The sequence below is a fragment of the Pseudomonas sp. URMO17WK12:I6 genome (genome assembly GCF_003253625.1).
Lineage (GTDB): Bacteria > Pseudomonadota > Gammaproteobacteria > Pseudomonadales > Pseudomonadaceae > Aquipseudomonas.
This window is the reverse complement of record NZ_QKYZ01000017.1, coordinates 72,333-87,236: the sequence shown is the minus strand read 5'-3', so window position 1 is coordinate 87,236 and position 14,904 is coordinate 72,333. Positions and strand designations below refer to the sequence as shown.

Here is a 14,904-nt window from a genome sequence, read left to right as displayed (position 1 = left end):
ACAAATATCACAACACACAAATAATACTTGGACAAACACCAACATAACTCGCTGACTTTTTATAACAATTATTGACACACCTACATGGAAACCCTAAATTAATGGCACTCTGCCAACGCCTAGACGACGCATCAACTTTGTTAAGTTAATGGAATGCTGAGTTTCTAAGTTATTTCATTCCTGGTACAACGCATGAAATATGTAGACGACATTACGAAACTCTTTACACGTTTTGGCGCAAACGCAGAGACTTACCAGGAAATACAACCAAACTATAAAGATTTCAAAGACGACCCGGTCATACCTGCGGTGGCTGAGCCAGAACCGCCGGTCGAACCGGTGAAAAATATTCCCCCCTCGCCACCATCGCCCAAGCCCCCTCCCCTGACCGAACCACTTGCGAGTTCTGCTACGGGTGACCGTCAGCGATTGAGCGACCTGTTGCGAGAACTCAACCAGGTTCGCCGAGACGGTCTGCCAGAAACGATTCACAAGCGGACGAAGGCGAAGGTCATTGCCATCGTTTCAGCGAATGGTGGGGTGGGTAAAAGTACCGTCGCCGCTGGCCTCGCGAAAACCCTTCGGCACCCTGGAGGGCGAGTCATCGCGATTGATCTGGACCCTCAGAACGCGCTGTCCAGCCACTTGGGTATCACCAGGCCGGCTCCCGGGCTGATCCAGCTCAAAGAGCAGGACGCCGACTGGGGCGTTCATCGCCTGCCGGGCTTTAGTGACAGTGAGTGCCTGCCCTTCGGCACTGGCGAGCTGAACGAACGCCGATTGCTCAGGCAGATGCTGCTTGAAGATGCTGACTGGTTGAATCAGCACCTGGCGTCAATGAACCTCAGCGAAAACGATATCGTGATCCTGGATACGCCTTCGGGCGCGACCGTCTATTCGCAACAGGCACTCGACGCCGCCGATCTGGTGCTAGTGATGACGGTGGCCGACGCGGCCTCCTACCTGGCACTGGACACCATGACCCAGTGGCTGGAAACCAGCCCGCGACGCGCACAGCGGCAGCGGTATGTGCTCAACCAACGGGATGACTCCCGTGCGTTCAGCAGGGACATGGGCGTGCTGTTTCAGCGACGGCTCGGCGCTAACCTGATCGGGACGATTCGCCTCGATCACCAGTTCAACGAGTCGCTGGCCTATGGTCGGGACCTGTTGCAGTACGCACCTGAGAGCATTGGCTGTCAGGACATTCTGTCGCTATCAGGCGCGGTCCATGCCCTGCTTTTCGCGGATGCTTCCAGCCAGCAGGGCACGCTATGACCGTCCAGCTGAATCAGCTACCTGCAAAGACCTGGTGGTTGCAGAAGCTACTGGATTCTTTCCAGGATCGCTTAAGTCAATGGCCCCTGCGTTGGCGCCTGGGCCTGAAAATTTCAGGCGGGCTGATTGCAGCATTGTTGGTGCTGGGTATCCTCACTGCACCGCAGAATCTGTATTCCCAAGCCGTGTTTGCCTCCGTCTGTTTTGCCGCCAGCCTGATCATCCGCAAGCAAACCGGGCGTCTGGCGATTCTGACCCTGATTACCCTCTCGCTGATCGCTTCGTTGCGTTACATGTACTGGCGCCTGTCCGACACCCTGGACTTCGACAACTGGCAGGATGCCGTATTTGGCTACGGGTTGGTGCTGGCAGAACTGTATGCCTTGCTCGTCCTGGTCTTCGGCTATATACAGACCGCCTGGCCGTTGCAACGTAAACCGCAGTTTCTGCAACAGCCACCCGCTGAATGGCCGACGGTGGATGTGTTCATTCCCACCTATAACGAAGCATTGGGTATCGTCAAACTGGTGGTGCTCGCGGCTCAGGCCATTGACTGGCCCGAGGGCAAACTGCGGGTGCACGTGCTCGATGACGGACGCCGGGAGGAATTCAAGGCTTTCTGTCAGCAGATTGGTGTCAACTACATCACCCGCGACAACAATCGACATGCCAAGGCCGGCAACCTCAACGAGGCACTCAAAGTCACCGATGGCGAGTTCATTGCCATATTCGACGCCGACCACGTGCCCACCCGCTCCTTCCTGCAAATCACCATGGGCTGGTTTTTAAAGGACCCGAACCTGGCGTTGCTGCAAACGCCGCATTTTTTCTACTCACCCGATCCGTTCGAAAAAAACCTCGATACCTTTCGCTCGGTACCCAATGAAGGTGAGCTGTTCTACGGCCTGGTGCAGGACGGCAACGACTTGTGGAACGCGGCATTCTTCTGTGGCTCCTGCGCGGTCATCCGGCGGACTCACTTGCTGGAAGTCGGCGGCATCGCCACCGAGACCGTGACCGAAGATGCGCACACGGCACTCAAGCTCAATCGACGTGGTTTCAACACCGCTTACCTCGCCATTCCACAAGCGGCGGGACTGGCCACCGAAAGCCTTTCCCGACACATCAGCCAGCGCATACGCTGGGCACGGGGCATGGTGCAGATTTTTCGGACCGACAATCCCTTGTTTGGCAAAGGGCTGAACCTGGGGCAGCGCATCTGCTACCTCAACGCCATGATGCACTTTTTCTACAGCCTGCCCCGCCTGGTGTTCTTGACCGCACCATTGGCCTACCTGTTTTTCGACGCGCAGATTTTCCATGCCTCGGCGTTGATGGTCACGGTCTATGTGCTGCCGCATATTTTCCACTCCAGCCTGACCAACTCCAGCATCCAGGGGCGCTTCCGCCATTCCTTCTGGAACGAAGTGTATGAGTCGGTGTTGGCCTGGCACATCATGCGACCGGTACTGCTGGCCCTGATCAGCCCTTCGCTGGGCAAATTCAACGTAACCGACAAGGGCGGCACCGTCGAAAAGGACTATTTCAACTGGAAGCTCGCGCGGCCTTACATCGTCCTGCTGACCTTGAACATGATCGGTCTGGCGATCGGCGTGGTGAAACTGGTCGGGAGTGATTCGGCCGAGGTCACTACCCTGCTGATCAACCTGGTCTGGACCGTGTACAACATCATCATCGTCAGCACCGCCGTGGCGGTGGCCACTGAGTCCTCTCAAGTGCGCAACGAGCCCAGGGTGCCCGCGGATCTGCCCGTGCGCGTCTATCGCGAAGACGGCACATCGTTCGATTGCATAACCCGGGATTTCTCACAAAACGGCGTGGGTCTGGTACTGCCACCGCAGGTTCAGCTCAGCGCCAAAGAGAAGCTGCGGCTGTGCATTCTGCGCACCCCTCCCTCAAGCCTCTTTCCCGCAACAACGATCTTCAGCAACGACAACGTGGCAGGCGTGAAATTCGAGGGTTTGACCCTGCGCCAGCAAAGTGAGCTGGTGCGACTGACCTTTTCACGGGCCGACACCTGGGCCAACACGTGGGGCAACGGGCGCCTCGACGCGCCAATGTCAGCGTTGCGCGAGGTCAGCAGCATTGGCTTGCGCGCCATCCTGCGCTTGTTCGTTGCCACCCTAAAGGACAGCCAGGCGCTGCTGCGCAAACGCCCGGCCACTCCATCACCCATCGACCCCACCGCGGACACGCAACGATCTTGAAGCCTTCCACTCGCCGGACCTTTCCTCCTCGTCGCTCACTCATGCTGCTCGCCTGCTCACTAGTGGGCTGGAGCGACTGGGCGTTGAGTGCTACCACCCCCATCAGCGCCACAGAGCCGGCGGTGATGCCAGTCGCATCGCTGCCCGGGACCGATGCCCCGAGCAACAGCTATACCCGCACCCTCAAGGAGCTGGGCAAAAGCTATTCGATGAACCTTAAAGGCGTGGAGGCTACCGACAGTGTGAACTTCAATGTGCGCGCGGATGAAGTCGTCACGGCTGCGCAGGTCACGCTGCAGTACAGCTATTCACCGGCGCTGCTGGCCGACCTTTCGCAAATCAACGTGCTGATCAACGATCAAGTGGCCGCCAGCCTGCCCCTCCCGAAGGAAGAGGCCGGTAAATTGCAGACCCGGACCGTGCAGATTCCGCCGCAGACCATCACCGAATTCAACCGGCTCAGCCTGCAGTTCATCGGTCACTACACGATGCAATGTGAAGACCCTCTGCACTCCAGCCTGTGGGCCAAGATCGGCAACGATAGCCAGCTGAGCCTCCAGGTGTCCTCGATTAAACAGCCCAACGACCTGTCCGCTCTGCCTCTGCCCTTGTTCGATCGTCGAGACGCTTCGCCCCTGAAGCTGCCCTTCGTGTTCACTGCGCGCCCGGGCGGCCCTGAGCTTGAGGCCGCCGGTATCCTGTCGTCCTGGTTTGGCGCCCTGGCCAGCTACCGCGGCGCAACCTTCCCCGCCAGCCTCACCAGCCTGCCGGCCAAAGGCAACGCCGTGGTGTTTGTCAGCAGTGGCGAATCGACGGCCTTGAGTGGCTTGCCGATCAAAGCGGCCACGGGGCCGACATTGACACTCGTGAGCAACCCGAATGATGCTCAGGGCAAACTGTTGATCGTCTCCGGGCGCGATGGCGCCGATCTCAAAGTCGCCGCGAACGCGCTGGCCCTCGGTGGCTCGGCTTTTTCCGGGCAGAGCGTGGTGATCGACCGGATCGACTCGCTCAAGCCACGCCGACCGTACGACGCGCCTAACTGGCTGCCCTCCGACCGCCCGGTTCGCCTGGGTGAACTGGCGAAGCCCGCAGAACTCAATGTGTCAGGTTACAACCCGGGACAAATGACGGTTGCGCTGCGCTTGCCACCCGACCTGTTCAACTGGCGTGAGCCCGGCGCACAACTTGACCTGAAATACCGCTATACGCCGCAACCGGTCTCGACCAATTCCTCGTTGCTGGTCAACTTCAACGATACCTTCATCAAGTCGATCGATCTGCCTTCGATCGAGAAACTCGGCAGCAGCGACAGCCTGCTGGCGATGCTCAAAACCGACGACAGCCTGGCCCGCACGTCGCGCATGCTGTTGCCGCTCAATTCCGTAGCGCTGCAATCACGCCTGCAATTTCGCTTTATGTATGACTACATCAAACAGGGCGACTGCCGCGACATCATCATCGACAACATGCGCGGTGTGATCGACCCTGACTCGACCCTGGACCTCAGCCAATACGAACACTTCATGGCCATGCCCAACCTCGGGGTATTCAAGGACAGCGGCTTCCCGTTCACCCGCATGGCCGACCTTTCTGAAACATCGGTGATCCTGCCCAACGAACCAGGCCCGGCCGATCTGAGCGCCTATCTGACCGTGCTGGGCCGCTTCGGCGACTCCACCGGTTATCCGGCCACCGGCGTAAAGGTGGTCCACGCCGACCAGGTGGCCGAGCAAAGCGACCGGGATCTGCTGGTGCTCGCCTCGGGCAACAATCAGCCGCTGCTGGAGCAATGGCAAAGCCTGCTGCCGGCCAAGGACGAAGCTGCTGCGCAGTACTTTGAACTGTCTGACCTGCCCTTGCGTCTGCGCAACTGGATCAGCCCGGATACGAAAACCAATCTGCGTGAAGCGCGCAGCAGCTTCAGGTTCAGCGCTGACGACGGCAGTGCTTATCTGACTGGATTCGAATCGCCGCTCAAGAGTGGGCGCAGTGTGGTGTTTATCGCCAGCGCAAGGCCCAACGGCCTGGCCGACGTGACCAACGCCCTGCTCAGCAGCGAAGAAAACGCCCACGAGTTGCAAGGCAGTCTGGTGGTGGTCAAGGGCAAGCATGTCAAATCGCTGGTCGCCGAACAGGACTACTACGTCGGGAGCCTGGGGCCATTGCGCTATCTGCAGTGGTACCTCTCGCAAAACATAATGGCGCTCATGCTGTTCACGCTCCTCGGGGTCCTGCTGCTTGCTTCGATGACTTACCTGGCCCTGCGCTTACGGGCCAAACGTCGTCTTGGCCAATGAGCTGCGCATGCCTGTGTCGTCCATGAGCAGCCGGGCGGTTTCACTTCGCCAGTGCCTGCGCGGTAACGTGCGCAGGTTGAGCGTTGTGCTTGCGCTCGCCCTGCCGGTGCCTGCGATAGCCGCCACAACTCCCTGTGAGTTGCCGGCCTGGCCACTGTGGCAAACCTACGCAACGCGCTTCGTCCAGGCCGACGGCCGGGTTCTGGAATCGAGCCTGGAGAACAATCACAGCACTTCTGAAGGGCAATCCTACGGCATGCTCTTCGCACTGATCGGCAACGATCAGGCACGCTTTGACAAACTCTGGCGCTGGACATCCGCCAACCTCGCAGGCTCCGCCACCGCCACTCGCCTGCCAGGCTGGTTATGGGGGCAAGGCACGGACGGTCAGTGGCGCCTGCAAGACGCCAACTCGGCTGCCGACGCCGACCTGTGGATCGCCTACGCCCTGCTCGAAGCCGCACGCCTGTGGCATCGGCCGGACTATCGCCAGGATGCCCTGCACCTGATGGCGACGATTGAAGTGCAATTGGTCGTCACGCTGCCCGGGCTGGGTCCGATGGTATTGCCTGGACCACAGGGCTTCGTCCTGCCGGATGCTCTCTGGCGCCTGAACCCCAGCTACCTGCCACTGCCACTGTTACGGCGGCTGGCCAAGGAAGCTCCCAACGGCCCCTGGCAAGCGATTGCCAACAACACCGCGACGATGATTGCCCAATCAAGCCACCACGGTTTTGTCGCTGACTGGGTCGGTTATCAAGGCACTTCAGCGCAATCGGGTGTCTTCGTCAGCGACCCGATCAACGGCGACACGGGTAGCTACGATGCCATTCGCGCGTACCTCTGGCTGGGCATGAGCGACGCCTCCGAACCGCTGGCAGCGCTCCTGCTCAAACGGCTGGACGGCATGGCTCGCAGCACTGTCGCGACGGGTTCCCCCCCGGAAACAGTCCGGATTCTCCACGGCAGTGTCCAGGGTCAGAGCCCGTTTGGATTCTGGGCTGCACTGATTCCCTACCTTGAGGCCAAGGGGCATCCCCGGTTGGCCGATCAACAACGCCAGCGCGTGGAGCTCGCCTTGCAAGAGGCGCTGGCCAGGCCTGATGCCGACGCCAGTCCGCCGCGTTACTACAACTTCATGCTTAGCCTGTTCGCGCTCGGCTGGGCAGATAAACATTACCGATTCCGGGAAGACGGAACGCTGAAACTCTCCTGGGAGACCGCATGCACGCGCACCACCGCACGCTAGCCATCGCCGTCATGAGCGCATGGACGGCTGCTGCACACGCTCAAAGTCCGACGCCACAGACGTTACTCGTCGAGCAAGGGCATTACTGGCAGTCGCACAACAACCCTCAACGCGCTACGGAAGTCTGGCAGAAAGTCCTGCTGCTGGACCCGGTCCAGGTTGACGCACTCTATGGCCTCGGCTTGATCGGCGTGCAACAGGGCAAGCCACAACAGGCGCAGCAATACCTCGCCCGCTTGCAGGCCATCCAGCCAACGCCTCGGCAGGCTCTGCAATTGGCGCAGGACATCGGCGTGGCCCAACCGCAGAACCAGCAGCGCCTGGAGGAGGCTCGGCGCCTCGTCGATGCCGGTGAGCGTGACAAGGCGACCGCCGTGTTTCGCTCGCTATTCGATGGCCGCCCACCTCAAGGTACGATCGGCCGCGAGTATTACAACAACCTTGCCTTCAATCAGGCTGACTGGGCTGAAGCACGCAGCGGATTCCAGCGCCTGCAACGTGAGATGCCCAACGACTCGATCGTCGCGCTGTTTTACGCCAAGCATCTGGTCCGTCGTGAAGACAGCCGTGCCGAGGGCATTCGTGCACTGGCCGCGCTGACCCAGCGTACCGACATTGCCGGTGATGCCGACGAAAGCTGGCGCCTGGCACTGACCTGGATCGGTCCGCCCAATCCGGCACAAGTACCGTTGTTCGAGGCGTACCTCAAGACGCATCCGGATGACGTGGAAATCCGCGCGCAGATGAACAAGGGCAAGCAACAGCCGGCAACGACGGCCAGCAAGGAATGGCAACCGCCCGCCGAAGTCGCGCGCGGCCTGAAGGCGCTCAAAGCAGGCGACCAGGCCACCGCCGAACAGGCGTTTCAAGCACGCTTGAAAACCCAGCCCGATGACGCTGACGCGCTGGGCGGCCTTGGGGTTATTCGCCAGCAGCAACAGCGACTGGCCGAAGCGGAAAAGCTCCTGGGGCAGGCCACGCGACAACACAACGGCAGCCGCTGGCAAGTGGCGCTGAACGAAGTGCGCTACTGGTCTGCGTTGCAGCAGGCCCGCGATGCCCAGGCCAAAGGCCAGACAGCCCAGGCACAGGCCTTGGTGAACCAGGCGCTGCGGCAGAATCCAAACGGGGCGGATGCTCTCCTCGCCCTGGCGGATATTCAGGCCAGCGCGGGCCAGTTCGATGAGGCTCAGCGCAACTATCGGCAAATTTTGAATCTGCGCCGCGACGACCCTCGAGCACAGGAAGGGTTGGTCAATGTGCTGCTCAAGAGCGGCAAGAACGATGAAGCCCTGCAACTGATCAACAGCCTGCCAGCCACCGGACAGGCAAAGACCGGCCAGTCCGCACGCCTGCAAGCCTTGCGCGCGACACAACTGGCCGCCCTCGCCGAACAACGCAACGACCTGCCCGCAGCGCGCAACGCCTTGCAAGACGCGCTGCGCTACGAACCGGACAACGTCTGGACACGTTTCGCCCTGGCCCGCCTGAACCTAGCGATGGGCGAACCGCAAAAGGCTCGGGACCTGATCAACACCATGCTCCAGGCCCACCCCGACAATGCCGATGCGCTTTACGTCAGCGCCTTGCTGTCGGTCCAGATGGGTGAGTGGAAAGCCGCCCAGGCAACCTTGGGACGCTTGCGCCCCGACCAGCGCACCCCGGACATGGAAGCACTGGCCGCTGATGTCAGCCTCAACCTGCAACTCAGCCAGGCGATCGGGTTGGGCAAGCGCGGACAGCGCCAGGAAGCCCTGACCTTGCTCGATCGTACTCAGCCGATGGCCAACAACAGTCCAGATCGCACGGCGAGCCTGGCCTCGGCCTATGTCGAGATCGGCGAGCCGACCCGAGCGCTGGCCCTCATGCGCGGCCAGTTGCAACACACCGCTGCGCCCTCGGCGGACTTCATCCTGCAATACGCCTCGGTCCTGCTTGAGTCCGGGGAAGACGCGCAGGTCAACGAGATTCTGCGCGACCTTCAGAACAAGCCCTTGAACGCACCGACTCGCAAGCGTTTCGACGACCTGCTCCATCTCTATCGCATCCGCCAGGCTGACCATCTGCGTGAACAAGGCAATCTGGCCAGCGCGTATGACACGCTGGCGCCCGCACTGGCGCAGCGTCCCGGTGACAGCGCCGCCGTCGCGGCGCTGGCGCGAATGTATTCGGCCAACGGCGACACGGCAAAAGCCCTCGAACTCTACAAGCCGCTGTTACAACGTCAGCCAAACGACCCACAACTGCTGTTGGGTGCCGCCGACGCGGCGGTGCTGGCACATGACACAGGTTTTGCCGAACAGGCACTGCAACAGCTGCTCAAGACCGAATCCGGCAACCCTCAAACGCTGACCGAGGCCGCCCGCCTTTACCAGAACATGGGCAAGACCGGCACGGCGACCGATCTGCTGCGCAAGGCAGTGGCCATCGAGCAGAGCGAGAAACGCAGAAGCCAGAGCGGCCAACTGGCCGGGTCGACGGTGGCACCCAACCCTTTTGCGGGGGTGTCGGGGCCACGCAGCGAGGTCAGTCGCGACACCTTGCTGGCAGCGATCCCGCCACCGGCTCAGGAAATGCCGGGCAGCGTGAGGTCTAACACCCCTTTTGGCATCGACGTCCTGCCAAGGCCCCAGCAGGCGAGCAATCCATTCGAGTCGCAGCTACCGCGCGCTGCACTGGTGAGTGAAGACATCAGCCCCGCACAACTGGCGCTGAATAAAATCCTTCAGGAGCGCAGTGCCTACGTCACCCAGGGCGTGAGCATTCGCAGCAACAACAGTGAGTCGGGGTTGAGCAAACTGACCGATATTGAAACGCCGCTGGAAATCAATATCCCGCTGGATGAAAGCCGCGTCGCCCTGCGCGTGACACCGGTCTCGCTGAACGCCGGCAGTGCCAGCGGCGAAGCACTGCAGCGCTTCGGTAGCGGTGCGCAGAGCGAAGGCGCCGGCTCGCAAAAAACCGAGGGTGTCGGTCTTTCCATCGCTATCCAACGGCCCGCGGATGGGCTCAAGGCCGATCTCGGCACCACCCCGCTCGGCTTCAAATACTCCACCGCCACGGGCGGCATCAGCGTTGATCGCCCCATAAGCGACTCCTCTAATGTCCGCTACGGGGTGAGCGTTTCCCGGCGTCCGGTGACTGACAGCGTCACCTCGTTTGCCGGCACCACGGACAAACGCAGCGGGCAGTCCTGGGGCGGTGTGACCGCCAACGGCGGGCGCGGCCAGTTGAGCTATGACGACAGTGAAGTCGGCGCCTATGGCTACGCCTCCTGGCACCAGCTATTGGGCAACCATGTCGAATCCAACAGCCGCAGTGAACTGGGCAGCGGCATCTACTGGTACCTGCAAAATGCAACGGACAGCAAGCTGACCGTCGGCCTGAGCATGACCGGCATCAGCTACGCGAACAATCAGGACTATTTCACCTATGGCCACGGCGGCTATTTCAGTCCGCAGACGTTCTTCGCCCTGGGCGTACCGGTGACCTGGGCACAACGCACCGGGCGCTTGACGTATCAAGTCAAGGGCTCGGTCGGCGTGCAGCATTTCGAGCAAGACAGTGTCGACTATTTCCCGACCGACAAAGCCCTGCAGGCGGCCTCGGGCCTGCGTTACGCCGGGCAAAACAAAACCGGGATCGGCTACAGCGTCGCCGCAGCGGCTGAATACAAGGTCGCTTCGAACTTCCTGCTGGGCGCCAATCTGGGCCTGGACAACGCCCACGACTACCAACAATTCAGCGGCGCCCTGTCTTTGCGTTACCTGTTCGAGGACATCAGCGGCCCCATGAGCCTGCCGGTCAGCCCGTACACCTCGCCTTATTCCAACTGATCATTCTGGAGTTTTCGATGCCCACTTCTGCCCTTGCCGGCCTGACGCTCCTTGTTCTTGGGGAGAGCCATATGAGCCTCGCGGACCATTTGCTGGAGCCGCTGCACGACAACCTGACTCGTCAAGGCGCCCTGGTTCACTCCATCGGTGCCTGTGGCGCCAGCGCCGGCGACTGGCTGATCAGTAAAAAGGTCGACTGCGGTGCCGAGCGCAAAGGCAACGACAAGATGGTGATCAAGGGTCGTGACGCCACCACCACACCGATCCAGGACCTGATCGCCGCCGACAAGCCCGACCTGGTGGTACTGGTCATCGGCGACACCATGGCGTCCTACGACAAGCCCGTGTTTCCGAAGGCCTGGGCATGGCAAAGCGTCACCGGCCTGGCCAAGGCCATCGCGGCCACCGGGACCCGTTGCGCCTGGGTGGGCCCGGCCTGGGGCAAAGCCGGTGGCATGTACCAGAAGAATGATGCCCGCACCCAGTTGATGTCGCAGTTTTTAGCCGCGAACGTGGCGCCTTGCACCTACATCGATTCGCTGACGTTCTCCAAACCCGGGCAGTGGATCACCACCGATGGGCAGCACTTTACCGTTGCCGGTTATCAAGCCTGGGGCACTGCGATTGGTGGTGCGTTGGCCAAGTTGCCCGCCGACACCGTCAGCAGCACAGGAGCCGGCAAATGACTCGATCCGCATGTGGCTGGGCGCTGTTCGCGCCCTTGATGCTGAGCCTGCACGCCCAGGCCGCCGACATTGCCCTGTACCCGACGGGCCCGGATCAGGACTCGGCCTTCTTGCGCTTTATCAACGCCGCCGACCGCCCCTTGCAGCTGCTGGCCGAAGGCTCGCGGGCCAGCCTCAGGCTCGAGGGTTCGAATGCCGTGTCCGACTACCTGCCCGTGCCCGCCAACCAGCCGATCAAGGGCACCCTGGAACGCAACGGCAAAAGCCAGCCGCTGGACATCCAGGTAGCAGCAGGCGAATTCGCCAGTGTGATCGCTTTGCCAGATAGCGCTCAAGGTATCCGTCAGGTCGTCATCCGTGAGCAACCCGACGATTTCAATAGCCTGAGAGCCTCGCTGGCGTTTATCAGTGCCGATCCAGCGTGCACCCAGGCCGGTTTGCGTGCTGCGGGGAAAAACACCGACCTGTTCAAGGAGGTGGCCGACGGCAGCGTGCAACGCCGAGCGATCAACCCGGTCAGCCTGTCGGTTCAATTGGTCTGCGCCCAAACCAATGTCGGTGCGCCACTCGACCTCGGCCAGCTCAAGGCCGGCGAGCGCTACAGCGTTGTGCTGCTGCCTGGTGCAAATGGCCCGCACCTGTTGCTCGCGACTGACGTCCTGGCCCACTGATCGGATCGCGCCACCACCATGGTTTTTGCCTCTCTCGAGTTTCTGACGTTGTTCCTGCCGCTGTTCTTGTGCAGCTATGCAGTGTGCCCAGCCGCCTGGCGCAACGTCACGTTACTGATCGGCAGCTGGCTGTTCTATGGCTGGTTGAGCCCTCGGTTCCTCGCAGTGCATGTGGTGCTGACGATCACGGCGTGGGCCGGCGGCTTGCTGATTGACGCCTTGCGGGAAAAAGACAAGGGTCGCGTGCGGCTACTCGTGACACTGATCGTGCTCAACACAGCGGTGCTGTGCTGGTACAAGTACGCCAACATCGTCGCCGGTACGTTGATCGATGCCCTTGCCTGGTCTGGCGCCATGCCGCTGGACTGGCAGCGAGTCATCATGCCGGCCGGGCTATCGTTTATCGTCTTGCAGGCGATTTCCTATCTGGTGGATGTACACCGCCGCACCGTGCCGGCCGAACGCAGCTTCATTAATTACGCCACCTATATTTCGATGTTCGGCCATTCGGTCGCCGGTCCCATCATTCGCTATGACTGGGTTCGGCGTGAGCTGAATCAGCGTCACTTCAACTGGCAGAATTTCTCGCTGGGCGCACGCCGGTTCATGGTCGGGATGAGCATGAAGGTCCTGGTGGCCGACACCCTGTCGCCGGTGGTCGATGTGGCGTTCAATGTGCAGAACCCAAGTTTCTCTGACGCCTGGATCGGCTGCCTTGCCTACTCCTTGCAACTGTTCTTCGACTTCGCCGGCTACAGCGCCATGGCCATTGGTCTTGGATTGATGCTGGGCTTCCACTTTCCCGAGAACTTCAACCGTCCCTATCTGGCCAACAGCATCCAGGACTTCTGGCGCCGCTGGCATTTGTCGCTGTCCAGCTGGCTGCGTGACTATCTGTATATTTCGCTGGGTGGTAATCGCAACGGCACCTGGAAAACCTATCGCAACCTGTTCCTGATCATGGCCATCGCCGGCCTCTGGCACGGTGGCGATAGCTGGAATTATCTGCTGTGGGGCAGCGCCCATGGCATTGCGTTGTGTGTGAATCGTGTCTGGAACAGCTCTACCCTGCCCCCGTTACAGCCAGTGTTTTCCCATGGGCTGACCCTGCTGTTCGTCTGCCTGGCCTGGACACTGTTCCGCGCCCCCGACTTTCATAGCGCGCTGAGCCTGTATGCCGGACAGTTCGGCTTGCAGGGCATTGCCCTCGGTGACGAACTGTCCGCGACCCTACGCCCGGTACACGGCCTTGCGGGTTTGCTGGGGGTGTTCGGTGTCGTTGCACCGTTGTTGCACCCTTACTGTGAGAAACGAATGGGCGGCCTATTGCTCCACACCACCGCCCTTTGGCCCATCGCCGGTTTCATGCTGTCGTTCGCACTGATCGCCAGTCGCGAAACCGTACCCTTCCTGTACTTCCAATTCTGATGACAACCCTAAAGCGTCCCCCGCTCCCTACTCAGCCAGATGATTTGGCGATTCGCAGCAGTCGGTTGGCAGGCGTGGCGCTGCTGATATTCCTGTTCGTCGGACTGCTGTCTTCTGGCCGTCTGATCGTTTCAGGGCAGATCTCACTGTTACCCGGTGAAGTGCAGACCTCGCAGATTCTTGACGGCGATATCACTCATCGACTCGCCAAGGAACTGTCGAACGCTCACCTCCCCACGACCTTCGCCAAGCTGGAGCGCGGAGTCAGTTGGCTGCTCCTCAGTGACACCGGGCCGAGGGTTCGCTCAGGTTGTCCTGGCTGGTTGTTTTTGGCCGATGAGCTCAAGGTTAATCATCAAGCGCAGCGCAATGCCGATGCCAAAGCCCAGGCCGTGATTGATCTAAAGCAGCAGCTCTCCCAGCGTGGTATCAGCCTGCTGGTGGTCATCGTTCCAGACAAGAGCCGCATCGCTTCCGAGCAGCGTTGCACACTGCACCGCCCAGCCGCTCTCGAAGGACGCATCCAGGCCTGGACCTCAAAGCTGGATGCGGGCGGCGTGTCGAATTTGGACCTCACCGCGGCGCTGACGCCACTGGGGGCCAGTGCCTGGTTGCGCACCGATACGCACTGGAGCGAATCCGGCGCGAAAACGGCGGCCGATGCCATCACACAGCGCCTGAAGACCCTGGGCATCAGCGCCACGCCAAGCAGGTCGTTCAATGAACGTCATGCCCCGCTCGCGGTTCGACCTGGCGATCTGGTCCATCTGGCGGGCATCGACTGGCTGCCGCTCAAATGGCAACCCGCACCTGACATGGTCGCCCAAACCAGCACCCACGAACTTCCCGTTACGTCGGCCGCCAACCCTGACACTGAGGCAGACCTTTTTGGCGATGCCGACCTCCCCAACACCGCGCTCATCGGCACTTCATTCTCACGCAACTCCAACTTCGCAGGGTTTCTGCAGCAGGCACTGGGCGCCCCCGTGGGTAACTTCGCCAAAGACGGTGGAGCGTTCTCTGGCGCTGCAAACAGCTACCTCAACAACCCGGCTTCCAAAGAAACGCCGCCAAAGCAAATCATCTGGGAAATCCCGGAGCGGGACCTGCAATCGGCGTACGTCGACCCCATTGCCTATCGCTCGTTGCGGTAGGCCAATGACATCCGGCTGAAGGCAATCTTCGCCAGCTCGCCCCGTGTGTTCAGGGGCATTTCTCTCGATTGTTA

The 14,904-nt window shown here is 60.9% G+C and carries 9 protein-coding genes; all 9 read left to right on the top strand.

The features are described 5' to 3' along the window. The first annotated feature begins 192 nt into the window (after positions 1 to 192). Genes bcsQ through F475_RS24895 form a run of 9 tightly spaced genes read left to right on the top strand, consistent with a single transcriptional unit; the run spans position 193 to position 14,830 of the window. The gene (bcsQ, locus tag F475_RS24935; protein ID WP_111454945.1) at positions 193 to 1,278 is read left to right on the top strand and encodes a cellulose biosynthesis protein BcsQ; all 1,086 of its coding nucleotides are present in this window, start codon (positions 193 to 195) and stop codon (positions 1,276 to 1,278) included. Next, positions 1,275 to 3,506 (top strand): UDP-forming cellulose synthase catalytic subunit, encoded by a 2,232-nt coding sequence (bcsA, locus tag F475_RS24930; RefSeq protein ID WP_111454944.1) that lies wholly within the window; start codon positions 1,275 to 1,277, stop codon positions 3,504 to 3,506. The genes bcsQ and bcsA overlap by 4 nt, the downstream gene beginning before the upstream one ends. Continuing rightward, positions 3,503 to 5,806 carry a cellulose biosynthesis cyclic di-GMP-binding regulatory protein BcsB gene (gene bcsB / locus F475_RS24925; protein WP_256597242.1) on the top strand — a complete coding sequence of 768 codons (2,304 nt, stop codon included), beginning with the start codon at positions 3,503 to 3,505 and terminating at the stop codon, positions 5,804 to 5,806. Before bcsA ends, bcsB begins: the two co-directional genes overlap by 4 nt. A gap of 7 nt (positions 5,807 to 5,813) precedes the next feature. Next, the gene (bcsZ, locus tag F475_RS24920) at positions 5,814 to 7,055 is read left to right on the top strand and encodes a cellulose synthase complex periplasmic endoglucanase BcsZ (protein ID WP_111454942.1); all 1,242 of its coding nucleotides are present in this window, start codon (positions 5,814 to 5,816) and stop codon (positions 7,053 to 7,055) included. Next, positions 7,031 to 10,891, top strand: coding sequence for a cellulose biosynthesis protein BcsC (locus F475_RS24915; RefSeq protein ID WP_111454941.1), 3,861 nt, complete (start codon positions 7,031 to 7,033; stop codon positions 10,889 to 10,891). Before bcsZ ends, F475_RS24915 begins: the two co-directional genes overlap by 25 nt. Before the next feature lie 17 nt (positions 10,892 to 10,908). Then, positions 10,909 to 11,577: an SGNH/GDSL hydrolase family protein gene (locus F475_RS24910; protein WP_026286561.1), complete on the top strand. Its 669-nt coding sequence runs from the start codon at positions 10,909 to 10,911 to the stop codon at positions 11,575 to 11,577. After that, positions 11,574 to 12,248: an alginate O-acetyltransferase AlgF gene (locus F475_RS24905; RefSeq protein ID WP_064617413.1), complete on the top strand. Its 675-nt coding sequence runs from the start codon at positions 11,574 to 11,576 to the stop codon at positions 12,246 to 12,248. Before F475_RS24910 ends, F475_RS24905 begins: the two co-directional genes overlap by 4 nt. Positions 12,249 to 12,266: 18 nt before the next feature. Continuing rightward, positions 12,267 to 13,676 carry an MBOAT family protein gene (locus tag F475_RS24900; protein ID WP_111454940.1) on the top strand — a complete coding sequence of 470 codons (1,410 nt, stop codon included), beginning with the start codon at positions 12,267 to 12,269 and terminating at the stop codon, positions 13,674 to 13,676. Next, complete coding sequence (locus F475_RS24895; protein ID WP_177431131.1) at positions 13,676 to 14,830, top strand: cell division protein FtsQ; 1,155 nt, start codon at positions 13,676 to 13,678, stop codon at positions 14,828 to 14,830. The genes F475_RS24900 and F475_RS24895 overlap by 1 nt, the downstream gene beginning before the upstream one ends. Positions 14,831 to 14,904: the final 74 nt, after the last annotated feature.

What these genes read in the sequence shown, in the direction of transcription:
- bcsQ (WP_111454945.1), top strand. Translation starts at nt 193, where the DNA reads ATGAAATATGTAGACGACATTACGAAACTCTTTACACGTTTTGGCGCA.
- F475_RS24900 (WP_111454940.1), top strand. Translation starts at nt 12,267, where the DNA reads ATGGTTTTTGCCTCTCTCGAGTTTCTGACGTTGTTCCTGCCGCTGTTC.
- bcsZ (WP_111454942.1), top strand. Translation starts at nt 5,814, where the DNA reads ATGCCTGTGTCGTCCATGAGCAGCCGGGCGGTTTCACTTCGCCAGTGC.
- bcsA (WP_111454944.1), top strand. Translation starts at nt 1,275, where the DNA reads ATGACCGTCCAGCTGAATCAGCTACCTGCAAAGACCTGGTGGTTGCAG.
- F475_RS24910 (WP_026286561.1), top strand. Translation starts at nt 10,909, where the DNA reads ATGCCCACTTCTGCCCTTGCCGGCCTGACGCTCCTTGTTCTTGGGGAG.
- F475_RS24905 (WP_064617413.1), top strand. Translation starts at nt 11,574, where the DNA reads ATGACTCGATCCGCATGTGGCTGGGCGCTGTTCGCGCCCTTGATGCTG.
- F475_RS24895 (WP_177431131.1), top strand. Translation starts at nt 13,676, where the DNA reads ATGACAACCCTAAAGCGTCCCCCGCTCCCTACTCAGCCAGATGATTTG.
- F475_RS24915 (WP_111454941.1), top strand. Translation starts at nt 7,031, where the DNA reads ATGCACGCGCACCACCGCACGCTAGCCATCGCCGTCATGAGCGCATGG.